Consider the following 17484-nt stretch of genomic DNA (forward strand, 5'->3'; position numbering starts at 1 on the left):
CGCCCATCCGGCCAGGGAGAGTTCGATGCACATCGCAGACCAATCAGGCGCGCTTGCCGCGCAGCGCAAACCTTTCTATGCCCAACTATACGTGCAGGTGCTCGTCGCGATCACCGTCGGCATCCTGCTCGGCCATTTCTATCCGTCGGTCGGCGAGAGCATGAAGCCGCTCGGCGACGCCTTCATCAAGCTGGTCAAGATGATCATCGCCCCGGTCATCTTCCTGACCGTGACAACGGGCATTGCCGGCATGAGCGACCTGCAGAAGGTCGGGCGTGTTGCCGGCAAGGCGATGCTCTATTTCCTCACCTTTTCGACGTTGGCGCTGATCATCGGCCTTGTCGTCGCCAATGTCGTGCAGCCGGGCGCCGGCTTCAACATCGACCCGGCGACGCTCGACGCCTCGACCGTCAACACCTACGCCGCCAAGGCGCACGATCAGTCGGTCACCGGGTTCCTGATGAACATCATCCCGTCGACCATCGTCGGCGCCTTCGCCGACGGCGACATCCTGCAGGTGCTGTTCTTCTCGGTGCTGTTCGGCATCGCGCTGGCGCTGGTCGGCGACAAGGGCATGCCCGTGCTCAACTTCCTGCAGGCACTGACGACGCCGATCTTCAAGCTGGTCAGCGTGCTGATGAAGGCCGCCCCCATCGGTGCCTTCGGCGCCATGGCCTTCACCATCGGCAAATACGGCATCGGCGCGGTCATCAATCTCGCCATGCTGGTCGGCACCTTCTACGTGACGTCGTTCCTGTTCGTGTTCATCGTGCTGGGTGCGGTCTGCCGCTACAACGGATTCTCCATCCTGTCGCTGATCCGCTACATCAAGGAAGAGCTGCTTTTGGTGCTGGGCACCTCCTCGTCGGAGGCCGCCCTGCCCTCGCTGATGGAAAAGATGGAGAAGGCCGGCGCCAAGCGCTCGGTGGTCGGTCTGGTCATACCGACCGGCTATTCCTTCAACCTCGACGGCACCAACATCTACATGACCTTGGCGGCGCTGTTCATCGCACAGGCGACCAACATCCACCTGTCGATGGGTGACCAGATCCTGCTGCTGCTGGTGGCCATGCTCTCGTCCAAGGGTGCCGCCGGCATCACCGGAGCAGGCTTCATCACCCTTGCCGCCACGCTGTCGGTGGTTCCGGCGGTGCCGGTCGCCGGTATGGCGCTGATCCTCGGCGTCGACCGCTTCATGTCGGAATGCCGGGCGCTGACCAACTTCGTTGGCAATGCCGTCGCCACGCTGGTGGTGGCGCGCTGGGAAGGCGAACTCGACGAGGCCAAGCTGGCGAGGGCGCTGGCGGACACGGCTGATGACAGCCTGCCGGCGGATGTCGTCCCCGCCGAGTAACCACGCGTGGCTTATGCGTAAAAGGCCGGAGGCATGCTGCCTGCGGCCTTTGTCATGCAGTCGCACGTCAGACGGTGCCGATCTTGCTCAGTGGTGTGTCCGGATATGTGCTTGGGCCGACAGGCATGCGGGCTGCCAAAGTGCCCTCGTCGTCGAACAGCACAAGGCTGGCGGCGCCGACGAGCCCGGCATGGCGGCCGAGCTGTGCTGGAACGACCGGTACGTCGCGATAGGCGCGCATGGCCCGCTGCCTGATGGTTGCCTCGATGGTCGGCGCCATCAGGTCGAGCCCGTTGGCGATGCCGCCGCCGACGACCAGCACATCGGGCGAATAGAGATGTAACAGGTTGGTGAAGCCGACGCCCAGCCAGCGGGCTTCCTCGTCCAGCAAGGCCGAGGCAAGATCGTCGCGCAGCCGTGCCGCCTCGACGACATGGCGGCCGGTCACCTCCGCATCCGCTGACAGGCGCCGCAAGGCAGAGCCGTCGCCGGCGGCCGTGGCGGCGGTGGCGCGGCGGCCGAGCGCGGTTCCCGAAGCGATGGCCTCGAAGCAGCCGATGACGCCGCACACGCAACGCTCGCCCTCATTGGTGATGGTCATGTGACCGATCTCGGCGGCAAGGCCACGGCGGCCATGCAGGATGCGCCCATCGACGACGACACCGCCGCCGATGCCGGTCGACACCGTGACAAAGACCAGCGAGCGAGCGCCATGGCCGGCGCCGAAGCGCCATTCGCCGAGCGCCGCGGCATTGGCGTCGTTCTCCAGACGGACCGGCAGGCCGAGCCGCCGCTCGAGGATGTCGGCAAGCGGTACATCCAGCCAGCCGGTGAGTGTCGGCGGGCCGACGGCGATGCCGGCCAGCGGATCAAGCGGTCCCGGCGCACCGACACCGACGCCGACGACCGACAGTGCCGGGGCTTCGGCATGGACGGTCGCCGCCAGCGCCTCGATCTGGCCGATCACCACGTCTGGACCGGCCTGCGCCTGCGTCGGCACCGCCGCGAATGCCAGGATCTTGCCTTCGCGGTCGACCAAGGCGGCGCGAAGCTCCGTCCCGCCAAGATCGATCGCAAGGGCGGCTTCCGTTGTCATGCCGCGACCTTCAAGCCGTGCAGCCAGCCGATGCGGCCGGCGAGGTCCTTGTCACCGAAGGCGAGCGAACCGAGAACCACGGTTTCGGCGCCGGCGGCACGCAGCAACGGCACGGTCTCGTGGCGGATGCCGCCGTCGGCGGCCAGAACCACGTGCGCCTCGCGGCCGGCCTTTCTCAGGATGGCGCGGGTAGCGCCCAGCCTGTCGCAGGCCTTGTCCGACAGGCTCTGTCCCTTGACGCCGATTGCGGTTCCAAGAAGCGTTACGAAGGCGACCTCCGGGACGAAGGCCGTCACCGCTTCCACAGGCGTCTCCAGCCTGAGCACGACGCCCGCCTCGGCGCCGAGCTCCCGCGCCAGCCGCACGGCGCGCAATCCCGCTTCGCCATTCTCGGCATGGACGCTGATCATGTCGGCGCCGGCTTCGATGAACTGGCGCGTCTGCGCCTCGACGATTGCTTCATCGACCATCAGGTGGACGTGGATGGGTTTCGCCGTCAGCCCGGCGATGCGGGCAACGAGGTCGGGGAAGAACAGGAAGGACGGGGCGAAATGACCGTCCGCCACATCGATATGATGAAGATCGACATAGGGTTCGATGCGCTTCAAGTCGTTCTCGAAATTGGCAAGATTGGCAGACCAGAGCGAGAATTCGGCGATCATGCGATCGCGTGGCAGTTCGGCGATGGCGGCCGGGCCGGAGAGAGATTTCGAGATCATGATTGGTCCTGGTTGTCAAAATTTGTGTTGAGAAAGCTGCCGATGGCGGCGCGGATTTCGGCGAAATGGCGCTCCTTGTCGGTGGCCTTCGGCGTCACCTCGACAAAGGCGGCATTGGGGATGGTGTCTGCAAGGCTGCGCGCGGTGGCCAGCGGATGGACGAGATCGATGCCGCTGCCAATGACGAGTGTCGGGAGCGCGAGGCCGGCGGCCGCTGCCCGCGTCACGCCGGGCCCATCGTTTGCGATTGCTCGCATCACCTCGGCGAAAACATTCGCGTTGGCGCGCGCGAAGAAGCCGAGCAGGGAAGCAAGATTGTCCGGCGCTGCGGTTCGAAAGCGTGCGGCCGTCGCGGAGGCCGCGAAGATATCTCGCGCGTCATCCAGCGGACGGCTGAGGATGAGCTCCGCCACTTCCACGTAAGGGCGCATGTTTTGCGGTGCCGCGTCGAAAGCCCAGGCAGGGCGAACAAGCACCAGACCTGTGACCCTATCCGGGTGCCGGGCCGCAAGCCGCAAGGCGATTGCCGCGCCCATCGAGATGCCGCCGGCGACGAAACGGTCGAGGCCGGCGGCATCGGCGGCAGCCAACACGTCGTCGGCGAACATCTCGATCGAAAAAGGACGCTTGCTGCCGGCGCCGGAGCCGCCCTGAGCGCGACATTCGACGGTCAGTCGGCGGTATGAAGGACCATCGGGAAAGTTCTGCGCCACTTGTGCCGCATCACCGCCGAGGCCGTGCTGGAAGACGACGGGAGGCCTGCCCTGCCCCGTGTCGAAGACACGAAGCGATGCATCGTCGCGAAGCAGGATCGCCGGCGCGGCGCCCATCAGAGGAGTCCCCGCAGAAAGGCTGCGACGCCGGGGGCTTCATCGGCGGACAGCCCGTGGGTGACGAGCGATCCGTCGAAGCCCGCTGCCTTCAGCCGTGAAACAAAATGCGGAAAATCGACGATGCCTTGTCCGGCGGTGGCAAAGCGGCCGTCACCAGAGCGATCCTTGGCGTGCGCCATGGCGATATGGCCGGCAGCCTCGTCGATCGCGGCGGCGACGATGGCGCGCGCTTCGTGTGGCGTCGCGTGCTCGAACAGGTTCGCCGGATCGAGCACGATCTTCAGATGCTTCGATCCCATTTCGGCAATCAGCCTGGTCGCGTCCCTGGCCGAGGTAACGATGTTGGCCTGCTCGGGCTCGATGCCGAGATCGACGCCGGCGTCTTCGGCAACCGCCAGCGCTTTCTCCATCTCGGCGGCCATGTCGGACCAGGCCGCCGGCGTGCTATTGTCGGGATGATACGCCCACTGATCGGCGGCGTTGCGCGAGCCGGTGCAGAGCGTGACCAGCGGAATACCGAGGGCCGCCGCCGTCTCGATGACGACGGCAAGACGGCGAAGACCGTCGTCGCGCACAGCCTTGTCGGGATGCGCCATGTTGTAGGTGCCCGACAGTGCGGCGAGTGCAACCCCGGTCGATTGTGCTGCGGCGCGGGTGGAAGTGACTGCTTCCGCCGGCACGACATCCGGCATCGACGGCAGGCCGGCGCAGGCTAGATTGAACTGCGTCGTCTCATAGCCAGCCTGCTTAACCGCCGTCAGCACGGCAGCCGGCTCTGTGCCGGCAAATGTCTTGGCGAAAATGCCGAGACGCATCAGACCGCTCCCGAAACCGAGGCGAGTTCGACCCGTTCACCTGTCTCGACCGAACGCGCGATGGCGACCATGGCGCGGATCGAGGCGATGCCGTCCTCGACATTGGCGCCGCGCATCGGCGTGCCGTTCAGGACTGTATCCGCTAGGCCTTCCAGTTGGCGGCGGAAGAAGTGGCCGTCGGCGCCGAGCGGCTTGTGGGCGGTGGCGGTCTTCTCGTAAAAGATCTCGACCTCGCTGGCGCGGAAGTACCAGGGGTTGAAGGTTTTCGCGATGACGGAGCCGTTCTCGCCATAGAGCTGAAAACCTTCGTGCCAGTCCATGCGGACGGCAACCGTCAGGTCGAGATGGCCGAGCGCGCCGCTGGCGAATTCGGTCTCGACGAACCAGCAATAGGCGCCGAAGCGTTCGTTGAGGCGGGCGCGCACGGCAACGATTTCGCCGCACAGGAAACGCGCCGTATCGACGAGATGCGAGCCGTGCGCCAGCATGAAATATTGCCTGAGATCAGCCTTGGGATTGCCGGTCGGCTTCTTCGCCAGCTTGCTGGTGACCGGCAGCGGCTGAATGGCATCGGTGTTGGTGTAGCGATGGCTGGAATCGCAGTACCAGGCCTTCAGCGCCAGCACCTCGCCGATCTCGTCGCGCACGAAGTCGCGCGCCGCCTCCAGCGCCGGGTCGAAGCGCTTCATATGCCCGACCTGCAGCACCTTGCCCGAGCGCCTGACCGCCTGGGCCAGCGCCTCGCCTTCCTCCACCGAGGTGCCGATCGGCTTTTCGCACAGGACATGCTTTCCCGCATCGAGCGCCTTGATCGACATCGGCACGTGATAGGCGTCCGACGTGGCGACGATCACCGCTTCCAGTTCGGGATCGGCGAGCATGGCGTCGTAGTCGGCATACATCTTTTGCGGCTCGTAGGTGGCGCCCATGCGGGCGAGCAGATCGGGTGCCGCGTCGCAGATGGCGTAGAGGTCGGCATTCCCAGCCTTCCCGCAGGATTGCAGATGCGCGAACTGCGCGATGGGGCCGCAGCCGAGCACACCGACCCTGAGGCGTCTGTCTTGTTTCTTGATCATCGTCTCGTTCTTCAGGCGCCCAAGCTGCGCATTGTCTGGCGGTTGGTTTTTACCGCGCCGGCGGGATCGGCGGCGGCCGTTTCGGATTCCTCCTCCAGCACCAGCCAGCCATTGAAGCGCGGTGCGGTGTTGGCGATCTCGATCACCGCCGGCGTGTCGCAGACGCCCTTGCCGAGCATGGCCCAGGTGCCGTTGGCGTCGACGTCCTTGAGGTGGATGTAGCGGATGCGGTCGCGGTAGGTGCGCAGCGTATCGGACATGTCCTTGTGGCCGCGCAGTATATGGCCGGTATCCGGTACCCAGCCGATCAGGTCGGGGTCGAGCAAGGCAAAGATCGCATCGTAATCGGCGCGGTCGAACAGCAGCGTGTTGTGGTGCGAGCTTGGATGCACCGCGACCTGAACACCGGCCCTGCGGCCAAGCTCGCCGGCCTGGTTGTAGACCTCGGCCGCGATGGCGAACTTCTCGTCGCGCGGACCGTCGGACACGACGGTCGCCGAGCCCATCGAGACCAGCGCGCCCGGGAACGCAGCCGCGAAGCCGATCCAGCGTTTGGCGGTCTCGAGATCGTCGCCGATCTTCTCCTTCAGCGTAAAGCCACTGTTCGAGCCAAAGGCGAAGGAAACCAGCGTCAGCCCCGACGTCTTCAGCGCGGCGGCGAACTCCTCCGGCTTGTCGCCATAATGTCCGATCATGGTGTCGGTGATCTCGATGCCGGCATAGCCACCGTCAGAGATCGCCCTCAGCAGATCGTCGGGGCCGCCGGTGAACCGGTCTCCCAGCATTTCCCAGGTGAAGGTCTGGCAGCCGACTTTGAGGTCTTTCACGTTCATCCTTTCAATCCTTGATACCGCTTATTGATTGATGCCACCCTGCGTCGCCGTGGGATGAACATCCTACTTGACCGAGCCCGCGGTCATGCCGGCGAGGAAGTACCTCTGGGCAACGAGGTAGATGAGCAAGAGCGGTAGCGAGCCGAGCACGCTCATCGCCATCATCTGGTTCCATTCGAAGGCATGCTGCCCCATCAACAGCTGGATGCCGATCGGGACCGTGCGCATGGACGTCGACTTCGTCAGCGTCAGCGCAAAGAGAAATTCGTTCCAGCACAACAGGAAGGTGTAGACCGACGTCGCCACGATACCAGGCAGTGAAATCGGGACAATCACCCGCCAAAGCGCGGTCCAGCTGCTGCCGCCGTCGACAGCCACGGCTTCATCGAGATCGCGGGGCAAGGTGTTCAGATATCCCGTCATCAGCAGGATCGCGTAGGGCAGCGTAAACACCAGGTAGGTCAGGATCAGTGCGACGTAGGTGTCGAAGATACCGTATGAGACGACAAGCCCGAAGAAGGGGATCAAAAGTGTGATCGGCGGAATCGTCTGCGTGCTGATGATGATTGTGTTCAGGCTGCCCTTGCCGCGGAAGTTGAAGCGGCTGAACCCGTAGGCCGCCAGCAAGGCGACCAGCACCGTCAGCACGGTCACCGCTCCCGCCACGAAATAGCTGTTGAAGAAGAAGCGCAGCTTTACCGGGTCGCCAAGGATGGCTGCATACGCTTCCAGCGTGAACGCCTTTGGCAGGATGGTTGGTGGCAGGGCAAAGATTTCGGTATTCGATTTGAACGAGCTGCTCAGCATCCAGTAGATCGGGAATGCCGCGAAAAAGAGCCCTGCTGCAAGCGCTACATGGAGCGCGACGGTGATCAGCCTGTCTTTCGGCGTGTGCCTTTTCCTCATGGTGATTACCGAGCCTTTTGATAGCGAATATAGAACAGCGTCAGGCCGAGAGAGATCAGCAGGATGACCACGGCGCTGGCCGAAGCCTGCGACAGGTTGTAGCTCGAAAATGCCAGCTTGTACGTGTAGGTGCTGAGGACCTCGGTCGAGTAGATCGGGCCACCGCCCGTCGTTATCCAGATTAGCGGGAAGACCTGCATGGTCCAGATGAAGTCGAGCAGCGAGATGCTGATGATGATCGGCATCAGCTGCGGAATAGTGATGAAGATCAGCTTCTGGTAGGCTTTCGCCCCGTCGATATCGGCGGCCTCGTAGAAATCCTTGGGAATGCCCTGCAAACCCGCGAGCAAACTGACCATGAAGAGCGGGTAGCCCGCCCAGATATTGGCAAAAGTGACTGCATGCAGCGCGGTCTCAGGCGAGGAAAACCATTCGACCTTGGAACCGATGATGCCGATTTGCATGAGAATACTGTTCACGACACCGTTCGGCTCAAGCAGGAGGCGCCAGATCACGGCGATGATCACCGCGGTGAACAGCCAGGGCAGTATGTAGAGCACGCGCAGAATGTTGCGCAGCGCCGGATTGATGCGGTCGCTGTTCAGCATGAGCGCGAAGACCATGCCGATGGTCATGTGGAAAATGACACTCATGCATGTGAAGTAGAGCGTGTGCCACAGCGAAGCCCAGAACACGGGGTCGTCGAAGATCGCCTGGTAGTGCTTCAGTCCGGCAAAGGATGGGTCACGACGCAGCACCGCGCTGTTCTGGAACGAGTAGGCAATCACCGTCACCATCGGCAGCAGCATCAGGAGCCCGATTATGAGCAGCGAGGGCGACAGATAGAGGTAGGGTGCGACCGCTCGTTTGAGCTTGTGGTGGGAGCGCTTTTGCCGGGTCATGTGCCAACCTTGGGATACGCCTTCAAGGGAAGGTAAGCTTTCAAAAACAAGTCCACTCAGAATGCCGATCCGTTGTTGCCGGGTGGCCTGCCCGAAGTCAGGTCACCCGGTCGAAGACAGCAAACGGGAACAGGCCGATCAGAATTTCGCCATCCAGCCCTTCTGAGCGGCGGCGGCTGCTTGTTCCGGAGACTGCTCGCCGGCGAGCATCTTCTGGGCTTGCACGTCGAACTGGGTCATCAGGTCTTCAGCCACCGGCAGGCCCGTGAACTCATTGGCGAGATGACCGGTCTTGAAGATTTCAAAAGCCTTGCCGAAAGCCTTGTCCGAGGTCACGAAATCGGGCTTGGCGTTGACGTTGCCCGGGAAGGCGTTTGCAAGCGACACGAGCTTGGCGTTGACCTTTTCACTCATCAGATATTGGACGAGTTTCCAGGCCTCTTCCTGATGTTTCGAAGCCGCAGAGATGCCGATGCCCCAGGAGGCATAGGGAAGGCCGCGCTTGCCGGTATAGTTTTCCACGACAGGGACCGGGATGAGGTCGAAGTTCAGCTTGGGATTGCGCTCGCGGATGAGGTTCACATGCGCGAGCGAGTCGATCATCATCCCGACGCGGTTGTTGACGAACTCCTCGACCTTTTCCTGCTCGGTCTTGGTGGCGATGCCGGGCGAGATGGTGCCGGCGTCATTGAGTGATTTGACGAAAGTGAGCATATCCACCACCGGTTTGCCCTCAAGGTCCGGCTTGCCGCTCGCCATCATCGACTGGCCCGAAGCCCAAACCCACGACATCATGTCGTTCTGGACGCCGGATGGCGTTTGCAGCGACAGGGGCAGCACCCAGCCATACTGGTTCTGGTCGGCGTGCGTCATCTTCTTGGCGGCTTCGAGAAACTCCGCACGGGTCGACGGCAGCTTGGTCACGCCCGCCTTGGCGGCGAGGTCCAAATTCACGAAGACCGGATAGACGAACGAAGCCACGGGAAACATCACGGCCTTGCCGTCCACCTTGATGATATCCGCGACCTGGCTCTTGTCGAAACCGCTCGCATCCATCATCGGATTCATGTCGGCGAGTGCGCCCTGCGCATTCAGATTGTTCACCCAGGCGCCGTCGAGACCGACGACGTCGCTGAGCGTTCCGGTTGCAGCACCAACCGAGATCTGGTCTCGCGTGGTGGCGTAGGGGCCGCTGACCAGCGTCACCTTGATTCCGGGGTTTGCCGCCTCGAACTCGTCCATGATTGACCTGAGCGAGCCAGCCGGCAATTCGGGCTCCCACCATTGGGTGAATTCCAGCGTCGTATCCGCCATGGCGCCGGTTGCGCCAAGCAACCATGCGGCCGCGGCTATTTTCAGCATCGCGGATTTAATACGAAACGTCATTTTCTCCTCCTTCTTTATATTCGCCCGCACAATGCGGCCGATCGTCTGATTATTCAGAAGTCTTCTTACGCAGGCGCCTCACCCTCGCCCGCGGGTCTCATCGCTGATATTCAGATTGCCAGATGCGTCTCGGGGTCGAAGAAATGGAGCTTGGCATCATCCAGGGCCAAGCTGATTTCCGAGCCGGAGCGGACTGTGCTGACCGGTTCGAATTTCGCCACCGCATTCGACGCCAGGCCGAAATCCTGCACCGCGTCAGGGTCGCCGGAGTCCACCCGGACCGCATCGATGTTGAGATGGACGATTTGTTCGGATCCGAGTTCTTCGATCGAGGTCACCTTTGCCGGAATCGTCTGATACTTGCGGCCCGATTCGAGACTGCTGTCATAGAGATCCTCCGGTCGTATCCCGAACACGACCTTGCGCCCCGCATACGACCTCAAGCCCGGCCTGCGCACGAAGGCTGCATCCTGCAGCCGGATGGCCAAGGCGCCGGACATCAGTTCGTCGCCCGTCAGGGTTGCCTCGAAAAGATTCATCGAAGGAGACCCGATGAAGCCGGCAACGAAAGCGTTCACCGGCGATTCATAGAGCCTCTTGGGTGCGTCGACCTGCTGCAGCACGCCGCCTTTCAACACCGCGACCCTGTCGCCCATCGTCATGGCTTCGGTTTGGTCGTGGGTCACATATATGGTCGTTACGCCGAGCTGCTTTTGCAGACTGGTGATTTCGGCGCGCATTTGAACACGCAGTTTCGCGTCCAGATTGGAAAGGGGTTCGTCCATGAGAAAGGCTGCCGGCTCGCGCACCATGGCGCGGCCCATGGCAACCCTTTGACGCTGTCCGCCTGAAAGGTTCGCGGGTTTGCTGTCCAGCAGAGACGTCAGTTGAAGGGTTTTGGCGATCTCGTCCACGCGCTTTTTGCGCTCGGCCTTCGGCTTGCCTGCCAGCCGCATCGAAAAGCCGATGTTTTCGAACACGGTCATATGCGGGTAGAGAGCGTAGCTCTGGAAGACCATCGCGATGTCGCGGTCCTTGGGCGGCATGTCGACGACGTCGACCCCGCCGATCCGGAGGCTGCCGCTGGTGACGTCCTCCAATCCCGCGATCATCCGCAACGCGGTGGATTTGCCACAGCCGGACGGCCCCACGAGAATCAAGAACTCGCCGTCCTTGACCGACAGGTTCAATTGGTCGATTGCGTGAAAATTGTTCCCGTATGTCTTGCAGATATTCTCAAGAACGACTTCTGCCATATTCCTCCCTCCACAAGTCTAAGCCATTGATTCTTATGATTGTCCTCGGCTTACGCTCACCTGCGAAATTTTTCCTCGGATAGTTCAGGCTATGTTCCGGTATCAAGCCGCGCATATTTCAGTTCGACTGCCGACGGCGCGTTCGTCGATGCCAGGAGTTCCTTGACCTGGTCATCGGTCGGAAGCGCCTCGCGCCCGCCCCGCCCCGTTATCGAAAGGGCCGCCGCCGCGGCCGCGAATGCGACCCGGCCTGCGGTGTCGGCCCCGCGCGTCAATGCAAGGGCATAGGCGCCATGAAAGCAGTCACCGGCGCCGGTCGAGTCGACGACGGCAACCCGGTGCGGAGGCAGGTGCCAGAGCCCTGTCTCGTCGCGTCCGCGATAGAAGACGCCTCTGCCGCCATCCGTCAGAACCACGGCGGACCGCGACGGCAACCACAATGCATCGAGTATCTCGGCCGGAGCCTGGCGGCCGGTGGCGGTCCGCGCAAAGCCGAGCGGAAGAATGAGATGGTCGCAGAGCCCGATCAGTCTCTCGGTGGCCGGGCCGTGGCTCCATTCGACATCGCCGAGGATCGCAAGGCCGAGATCGCGAGCCCGAGCCACGACATCCAGCGACCCGATCCCGTAACTGTCGACGATCAGGACAGTCGCGCGGCTGAGAACCTCGTCCGGAAAGTCCGGCGCGGTGCCCAGCATCGCTTCGTCGTCATACGCGATGAACCGCTCCCCATCCGAACCGACGGTGATCCGCGAGCGCACCGGGCGCGCGTGCGGGTGGCGCGGCGCGAACGCGGTTTCAACGCCGCTCGCAACGAGATCGCACAACACGGCGTCGTCGGCGGCACTGCCCAGCCATCCGACGAACCCTGCGCTTCCGCCGAGCCGCGCGACGGCGGCAAGTGCCGTCGCGACGTTTCCCCCGAAAGCTCGGGCACTTTGCAAAACCTTCCCCTTGCCCGCCGACAACGGCTGATCGACATAGACGATGTCGTCGATCGCAATAGCTCCGAAGCCGAGGATTGAAGGGACGGCGGGCATCGTTCAGGCACCCGCCTTCGTCAAGGCGTCTTGCGCCGAAAGGCCGTCATGGATGACGCCCCGAAAGGCGATCGCTGCCTTTTCCGGATCGCCGTGCCCCCATAGATTGCGGCCCACCACGGCACCGCGCGCGCCTGCACGGATGGCGTCCGCCGTCTGTTGAAGGGCGCCGAGCAGCGTGTCGGTCTTCGGACCACCAGCGATCACAACCGGCACCGGGCAGGTCCGAACGGTCTCTCGGAACGACTCGAAATCGCCCGTGTAACCGATCTTGATCACATCGACGCCGGACTCGTAGCCGATGCGTGCCGCATAGGCGATCTCGTCGGGGGTGAAGACGATTTTTGCCCCGTCGGTGAAATCGCGAGGGTAGATATGCGCTACCACCGGCATGCCGTAACGAGCCGCCGCGTTCACCGAATCGGTCAGCCAGCGTATGTATTTTCCCTCGGTCGCGCCGCGCACCGGAATGGCCACGGCCAACGCATCGGCGCCGGCGCGCACCGCATCCTCGGGCGTTGCAATCAGTTCACTGATGCGATCGTCTGGGGTGAAGCAGCCGGCCTGGATCACCAGGGAAGCCTTGCCCGCATATTGCGGCCACAGATGGCGCGCGGTGCCAGGCTGGATGCTGACGTAGTCGGGTTTGCCTACCATGACGCGTGCAAGCGCACCCGGCAGGTCGGCAAGACCTCCTTTGCGCACGTCGCCATAGCCGACAAAGTGGTCGACCGCGCCGCCAAAAAGATTCCCCGATGGATGTGAGAAGAGGCGCGCCAGGCGCACCTTGGTTCCGAGGCTCATGAGTCCAAAACTCTCCAATTGATTGATTTCAAAATCCTGGACCCAATGTTTGCGAAAGAAATAACAAATGCAATCTTTCGAAAGCTTTCGAATTCGCCTATTTTCGGTAGAGTGAACCGAGGCCAGGGCGATCGCTTGGCGCATGGAGGCAAGGACAGGCCAATGTTGTCAGAGCAGAGACGCCAATCGATCCTGGGTGAAGTGCAACGCAGCGGACAGGTTCGCATCAAGGACCTGTCAGATGATTTTGGCGTGTCGGAAGTCACGGTGCGCTCCGACCTCGAGATACTGGATCGCAAGGGACTGCTGACCAAGACCCGCGGAGGCGCAGTGACCCGGACCACGGATTCGACCACGGCCGCGTTCGCCCGGCGGATGCAAACAAACCTCGATGCAAAGAAACGCATCGCCCGGGCAGCGATAGACCTGTTCGAGGACAACCAATCGGTCATCTTCGATGGCGGCTCGACATTGATGCAGGTTGCCATGCTGTTACCGCCGCTCAGCAATGTCGTGGTCGCGGCCACGGCGATGAATATCGTGCAGCATCTGATGCATCGGCCCGGGCTCGACGTTCACATGATCGGCGGCCGGGTCTACCCGGACACGGTAAGCACGCTGATCACCGATGCCGACACGGCTCTCGGCGGCTTGGTAGCGCATCAGGTCTTTGTTGGAGCGCATGCAATTGACTCGTCACTGGATGTGGTCGACGTGAACGAAGACATGGCGCGAACCAAGCGAAACCTCGTGCGCATGGCCCGGCGCGTTGTCCTCCTTGCGGATTCGAGCAAATGGGGCGTCAGCGGAACCTCCAAGGCCTTTTCGCTGTCGAGCGTCGATGTCGTGATCACCGACGATGGCCTGTCCGGCCCAATACGCAGCCAGCTTGATAGGACAGGGGCCAAGGTGATCTATGCCTGACCCCGTCGAGGTCCCTGGCCGCGGCGGAAATATCCGATGCGCGCATGACCCACGGCATCCGCATCGGCGGTCGGCCGTTTTTTCATGTCGGTCATTTTCTCCTCCCAGGACTGGCAGCCTCCCGATATCGCGCCAGCATTTTCGCATGTTGTATAAAAATTTTACGCGCGTCAATATTTAAAATGTTGTATAGCCCTTTGCGAAGGCGATCCGTTACTTCTGGGCGGATTCGGCAGACGGTGACCGCGTTGGGAGGTACGATCGAAAATGCACGGGATATCAACGACGAAACTCGGGATCGGCGTCATCGGATGCGGCAATATCTCGATGACCTATCTGCGCAATGCCGCTCTCTTCGGCGGCATCGAGTTGCGCGCCTGCGCCGATATCTCGGCCGACATGACGGCGCTGCGGGCGAAGGAATATGGCATACGGGCACTCGGCGTCGATGCACTGCTGGCCGATCCCGAGATCGATCTCGTCCTCAACCTGACCATTCCGGCGGCGCATTTCGACATTTCGTTTGCCGCCCTTTCGGCCGGCAAGCACGTCTTCACCGAAAAGCCGCTCGCCACCTCGGCGGCCGATGGACGGCGCCTGGTCGACGAGGCGCGGTCGCGCGGGCTGCTGCTCGGCTCGGCGCCCGACACCTTCCTTGGTGCAGCCGGACGCCGCGCCCGCCGGCTGATGGATGACGGCGCCATCGGCCGCCCGGTCACCGGCACCGCCTTCATGATGGGCCGCGGCATGGAGCACTGGCACCCCAACCCGCAGTTCTACTACCAGCCAGGCGGTGGCCCGGTGTTCGACATGGGCCCCTACTATCTGACCATGCTGGTCAATCTGCTCGGCCCGGTCGAACGCGTCATGGCGATGGCGACGCGCGGCCAGGAGGAGCGGCTGATCACTGCCGAAGGGCCATTCAAGAACACCACATTCAAGGTCGGCACGCCGACCAATGTGCTGTCGCTGCTGGAGTTCCGCTCCGGCGCAACCGTCACCTTCGGCGCCTCGTGGGATGTCTTTCGCCACTCCAACCATCCGATCGAACTGCACGGCACGGAAGGCTCGCTGCGCCTGCCCGACCCCGACACGTTCGGCGGCACCGTGTCGCTGTCGAAACGCGGCACCGACTGGAGGGATTTCGCCAGCGAAGGCGAACTCTATGGCGCCCGCAACTGGCCTTATGCGGCGCCCGATCGCGCCAATTACCGCATGCTCGGCGTCGCCGATCTGGTGCGCTCGCTTCAGACCGGCAACACGCCACGCGCCTCCGGCAATCTGGCGCTGCATGTGCTGGAGATCATGGAGGCTATCCTGCGCTCCGGTGAAACACAGGGCTCGGTCGCCATCGCGGGCGATGTCGTCCAGCCGGCCCTGCTGACCGAGGAAGAGGCGAGCGATCTGCTGGCCTGAGGGTATGATCATGACGCTCGATCCGGATGCGCTGCGCGTCCTCGACATGGCTCGTGCAGCCGGCGGCAAGCCATTCGAGACCGGCAGCGTGGCGGCGGCGCGAGCTGCCTACAACGCCTCGTTCCCGACGCTGCAAGGTGAGCATGAGCCGGTCGCGACGACCTTTGAACAGCAGATCGACGGGCCGAACGGCCCCATCACTGTCCGCATCCATCGCGGCATCGACGCACTGCCGAGCGGGGCGCCGGCGCTGCTCTATCTGCATGGCGGCGGCTGGGTCATCGGCAATCTCGATTCACATGACGAGATCTGCCGCCTGATGGCCAATCTCGGCAACGCCGTCATTGTCTGCCCCGACTATCGCCTGGCCCCGGAGCACAAATTTCCCGCCGGGCTCGAGGATTGCCTGGCGACACTTCGCTTCATGGCCGAGAATGCCGTCGACCTGGGCATCGACAAGGTGCGCATTGGTGTTGCCGGCGACAGCGCCGGCGGCAATCTTGCCGCAGTGCTGGCGCTGCTCGCACGCGATGGGCTCGCTCCACCACTTGCGACGCAGATCCTGATCTATCCCAACACCGACGCGCGGCAGACATCGGACAGCTACCGGCGTTTCGGCGACGGCTTCGGCCTTACCGCGACGACCATGGCATGGTTCCGCGACCATTATGTGCGAACGCCCGACGATATCATGGACTGGCGCGTCTCGCCCTTGCTGGCGCCTGATCTTGCCGGCGTCGCGCCAGCATTCGTGGCGCTTGCCGGCTGTGACATCCTGGCCGACGAAGGGGCAGCCTATGCGGCGCGCCTGCAGGCCGCGGGCGTGCCTGTGATCCTGCGGCAATGGCCGGGCCAGATCCATGGCTTCGTCTCGATGGGACGCCATATTCCCGCCGCCCGGCAAGCGGTGGTCGAGGCGGTGACGGCCTGGCGCCACTTCGAGGGATCGACGTCGACCGGTTAGGCCGACTGACGCATCACCAGGGTGGCACCGAGCTTGACGGTGCGCGCCATGCCCTGCTTCGGCGGATCGGCCTCGTCCAGCAGGGCCAGCAGGATCTCGACGCTGCGGCCGGCCATGGCGGTGAAATCCTGCGCCATGGTGGTCAGTGCCGGACAGGTGTAGCGGCTCAGCGGATGGTCGTCGTGGGCGGCAACGCGCAGATCGCAATCGGGCCTGCGGCCGACCTTCAGGCCGCGCGAGTACGCGGCCGCCATTACGCCAAAGGCGAGACGATCGTTGGCGCACAGGATGGTGCGGCCGGGCAAGGTCCCGGCCTCCAGCATTTTTTCCGTCTGCTCGTAGCCGATGCGTTCGAAGTCCCAGGTGTAATCGCGCGCGGCCTCGATGACGGCCGGCTTGAAGCCGGCGGTCTCCATCGCGACGATGTAGCTCTCCTGGCGTTCGCCGGAGTTGTGGTTGACATGCGGAATGTCGAGATAGACCGGCGGTTCGCCCGAGCGACAGAGATAGTCGACGATGGTCGACACGCTCTGCCGGTTGTCGTTGCCGACGAACGGCGTATCGCCCTCGATATAGGTGTCGAAATAGACGATCGGAATGTCCTGCCCGAGCTTGTCGAAGACGCTGCGGTCGGAGGCAAGGCCGAGCGGGGCGATGATCGCGCCGGCCACCTTCAGCGACAGCAGCGTCCTGACCGACTCCGCCTCCAGCTTCGGCGAGCCATGCGAGGAAATGACGATCGGCCAGTAGCCTTCGTCGCGGCAACGAAATTCGATGCGGCTGACCATCTCGGCGTAGAAAGGATCGGTGATCGTCGGCACGACGATGCCGATGTTGCGGGTGCGCTTACGGTTAAGATTGCGGGCGAAAAGGTTCGGCTGATAGTCCGAGGAACGCAGGGCGGCTTCGATGCGCGCCCGCGTCGCCGGCTTCACGCTCGCCGGATCGTCGAAATATTTGGACAGCGTCGGGCGCGACACGCCGCATGCCTGGGCGAAGTCGTCCATCGTGCGGTGCGTCTTCTCCGCCATCGATATATTCCTGATCCCCTGCCAACGATCGGCCCCGCCCACAGTCATGCGGCCGTTGACCGGATGCGACAATGCTTGACGGAACTTATTCAGTCAATTTTCACAGTTCCCAATAGAACGCAAAAATAT

The 17484-nt window shown here is 63.0% G+C and carries 17 protein-coding genes; 4 read left to right on the plus strand and 13 right to left on the minus strand.

Translation table 11 applies throughout. The annotated features are described in order from the left end of the window. Positions 1 to 25: 25 nt before the first annotated feature. Positions 26 to 1354: a dicarboxylate/amino acid:cation symporter gene (locus AC0NIL_RS26325; RefSeq protein WP_275953813.1), complete on the plus strand. Its 1329-nt coding sequence runs from the start codon at positions 26 to 28 to the stop codon at positions 1352 to 1354. Positions 1355 to 1421: 67 nt separating this feature from the next. Here AC0NIL_RS26325 and AC0NIL_RS26330 read toward each other — a convergent pair whose 3' ends face one another. From AC0NIL_RS26330 to AC0NIL_RS26385, 12 genes are all read right to left on the minus strand, one after another. After that, the gene (locus AC0NIL_RS26330; protein ID WP_024502565.1) at positions 1422 to 2450 is read right to left on the minus strand and encodes an ROK family protein; all 1029 of its coding nucleotides are present in this window, start codon (positions 2448 to 2450) and stop codon (positions 1422 to 1424) included. Further along, positions 2447 to 3169, minus strand: coding sequence for a ribulose-phosphate 3-epimerase (locus AC0NIL_RS26335; protein WP_127367811.1), 723 nt, complete (start codon positions 3167 to 3169; stop codon positions 2447 to 2449). The genes AC0NIL_RS26330 and AC0NIL_RS26335 overlap by 4 nt, the downstream gene beginning before the upstream one ends. Continuing rightward, positions 3166 to 3999 carry an alpha/beta fold hydrolase gene (locus AC0NIL_RS26340; RefSeq protein ID WP_473572738.1) on the minus strand — a complete coding sequence of 278 codons (834 nt, stop codon included), beginning with the start codon at positions 3997 to 3999 and terminating at the stop codon, positions 3166 to 3168. Before AC0NIL_RS26340 ends, AC0NIL_RS26335 begins: the two co-directional genes overlap by 4 nt. Then, entirely contained in the window at positions 3999 to 4817 is an 819-nt protein-coding gene (locus AC0NIL_RS26345) for a sugar phosphate isomerase/epimerase family protein (RefSeq protein ID WP_024502562.1), read from the minus strand. Before AC0NIL_RS26345 ends, AC0NIL_RS26340 begins: the two co-directional genes overlap by 1 nt. After that, entirely contained in the window at positions 4817 to 5893 is a 1077-nt protein-coding gene (locus AC0NIL_RS26350) for a Gfo/Idh/MocA family protein (protein WP_473572739.1), read from the minus strand. Before AC0NIL_RS26350 ends, AC0NIL_RS26345 begins: the two co-directional genes overlap by 1 nt. An 11-nt stretch (positions 5894 to 5904) precedes the next feature. After that, on the minus strand, positions 5905 to 6726 hold the full coding sequence (locus AC0NIL_RS26355; protein WP_473572740.1) for a sugar phosphate isomerase/epimerase family protein: 822 nt from the start codon (positions 6724 to 6726) through the stop codon (positions 5905 to 5907). Positions 6727 to 6789: 63 nt separating this feature from the next. Beyond that, complete coding sequence (locus tag AC0NIL_RS26360) at positions 6790 to 7632, minus strand: carbohydrate ABC transporter permease (RefSeq protein WP_473572741.1); 843 nt, start codon at positions 7630 to 7632, stop codon at positions 6790 to 6792. A 5-nt stretch (positions 7633 to 7637) separates the two neighbouring features. Next, positions 7638 to 8534, minus strand: coding sequence for a carbohydrate ABC transporter permease (locus tag AC0NIL_RS26365; protein WP_013532947.1), 897 nt, complete (start codon positions 8532 to 8534; stop codon positions 7638 to 7640). Between the two features lie 138 nt (positions 8535 to 8672). After that, positions 8673 to 9920: an ABC transporter substrate-binding protein gene (locus AC0NIL_RS26370; RefSeq protein ID WP_473572742.1), complete on the minus strand. Its 1248-nt coding sequence runs from the start codon at positions 9918 to 9920 to the stop codon at positions 8673 to 8675. Positions 9921 to 10030: 110 nt separating this feature from the next. After that, positions 10031 to 11176 (minus strand): ABC transporter ATP-binding protein, encoded by a 1146-nt coding sequence (locus tag AC0NIL_RS26375; protein ID WP_063167588.1) that lies wholly within the window; start codon positions 11174 to 11176, stop codon positions 10031 to 10033. An 89-nt stretch (positions 11177 to 11265) separates the two neighbouring features. Continuing rightward, positions 11266 to 12216: a PfkB family carbohydrate kinase gene (locus tag AC0NIL_RS26380; protein ID WP_024502558.1), complete on the minus strand. Its 951-nt coding sequence runs from the start codon at positions 12214 to 12216 to the stop codon at positions 11266 to 11268. Positions 12217 to 12219: 3 nt separating this feature from the next. Further along, a complete protein-coding gene (locus AC0NIL_RS26385) occupies positions 12220 to 13020 on the minus strand; it encodes a beta/alpha barrel domain-containing protein (protein ID WP_063171597.1) in 801 nt (266 codons plus the stop codon). Positions 13021 to 13182: 162 nt separating this feature from the next. Between AC0NIL_RS26385 and AC0NIL_RS26390 the strand changes: the two genes are divergently transcribed. The 3 genes from AC0NIL_RS26390 to AC0NIL_RS26400 all read left to right on the plus strand — a co-directional run bounded on the left by AC0NIL_RS26390 (position 13183) and on the right by AC0NIL_RS26400 (position 16324). Continuing rightward, complete coding sequence (locus tag AC0NIL_RS26390) at positions 13183 to 13944, plus strand: DeoR/GlpR family DNA-binding transcription regulator (RefSeq protein WP_013532952.1); 762 nt, start codon at positions 13183 to 13185, stop codon at positions 13942 to 13944. Between the two features lie 267 nt (positions 13945 to 14211). Further along, positions 14212 to 15360 (plus strand): Gfo/Idh/MocA family protein, encoded by a 1149-nt coding sequence (locus AC0NIL_RS26395; protein ID WP_013532953.1) that lies wholly within the window; start codon positions 14212 to 14214, stop codon positions 15358 to 15360. A gap of 10 nt (positions 15361 to 15370) precedes the next feature. Further along, a complete protein-coding gene (locus tag AC0NIL_RS26400; RefSeq protein ID WP_473572743.1) occupies positions 15371 to 16324 on the plus strand; it encodes an alpha/beta hydrolase in 954 nt (317 codons plus the stop codon). Here the strand turns inward: AC0NIL_RS26400 and AC0NIL_RS26405 are convergent. Continuing rightward, complete coding sequence (locus AC0NIL_RS26405) at positions 16321 to 17355, minus strand: LacI family DNA-binding transcriptional regulator (RefSeq protein ID WP_063173610.1); 1035 nt, start codon at positions 17353 to 17355, stop codon at positions 16321 to 16323. The two genes, AC0NIL_RS26400 and AC0NIL_RS26405, sit on opposite strands and share 4 nt — an antisense overlap. Positions 17356 to 17484: the final 129 nt, after the last annotated feature.

The organism is Mesorhizobium sp. WSM1343 (genome assembly GCF_055901535.1).

Excerpts from the sequence above, each read along its gene's own strand:
- AC0NIL_RS26325 (WP_275953813.1), top strand. The coding sequence starts at position 26 with ATGCACATCGCAGACCAATCAGGCGCGCTTGCCGCGCAGCGCAAACCT.
- AC0NIL_RS26330 (WP_024502565.1), bottom strand. The coding sequence starts at position 2,450 with ATGACAACGGAAGCCGCCCTTGCGATCGATCTTGGCGGGACGGAGCTT.
- AC0NIL_RS26335 (WP_127367811.1), bottom strand. The coding sequence starts at position 3,169 with ATGATCTCGAAATCTCTCTCCGGCCCGGCCGCCATCGCCGAACTGCCA.
- AC0NIL_RS26340 (WP_473572738.1), bottom strand. The coding sequence starts at position 3,999 with ATGGGCGCCGCGCCGGCGATCCTGCTTCGCGACGATGCATCGCTTCGT.
- AC0NIL_RS26345 (WP_024502562.1), bottom strand. The coding sequence starts at position 4,817 with ATGCGTCTCGGCATTTTCGCCAAGACATTTGCCGGCACAGAGCCGGCT.
- AC0NIL_RS26350 (WP_473572739.1), bottom strand. The coding sequence starts at position 5,893 with ATGATCAAGAAACAAGACAGACGCCTCAGGGTCGGTGTGCTCGGCTGC.
- AC0NIL_RS26355 (WP_473572740.1), bottom strand. The coding sequence starts at position 6,726 with ATGAACGTGAAAGACCTCAAAGTCGGCTGCCAGACCTTCACCTGGGAA.
- AC0NIL_RS26360 (WP_473572741.1), bottom strand. The coding sequence starts at position 7,632 with ATGAGGAAAAGGCACACGCCGAAAGACAGGCTGATCACCGTCGCGCTC.
- AC0NIL_RS26365 (WP_013532947.1), bottom strand. The coding sequence starts at position 8,534 with ATGACCCGGCAAAAGCGCTCCCACCACAAGCTCAAACGAGCGGTCGCA.
- AC0NIL_RS26370 (WP_473572742.1), bottom strand. The coding sequence starts at position 9,920 with ATGACGTTTCGTATTAAATCCGCGATGCTGAAAATAGCCGCGGCCGCA.
- AC0NIL_RS26375 (WP_063167588.1), bottom strand. The coding sequence starts at position 11,176 with ATGGCAGAAGTCGTTCTTGAGAATATCTGCAAGACATACGGGAACAAT.
- AC0NIL_RS26380 (WP_024502558.1), bottom strand. The coding sequence starts at position 12,216 with ATGCCCGCCGTCCCTTCAATCCTCGGCTTCGGAGCTATTGCGATCGAC.
- AC0NIL_RS26385 (WP_063171597.1), bottom strand. The coding sequence starts at position 13,020 with ATGAGCCTCGGAACCAAGGTGCGCCTGGCGCGCCTCTTCTCACATCCA.
- AC0NIL_RS26390 (WP_013532952.1), top strand. The coding sequence starts at position 13,183 with ATGTTGTCAGAGCAGAGACGCCAATCGATCCTGGGTGAAGTGCAACGC.
- AC0NIL_RS26395 (WP_013532953.1), top strand. The coding sequence starts at position 14,212 with ATGCACGGGATATCAACGACGAAACTCGGGATCGGCGTCATCGGATGC.
- AC0NIL_RS26400 (WP_473572743.1), top strand. The coding sequence starts at position 15,371 with ATGACGCTCGATCCGGATGCGCTGCGCGTCCTCGACATGGCTCGTGCA.
- AC0NIL_RS26405 (WP_063173610.1), bottom strand. The coding sequence starts at position 17,355 with ATGGCGGAGAAGACGCACCGCACGATGGACGACTTCGCCCAGGCATGC.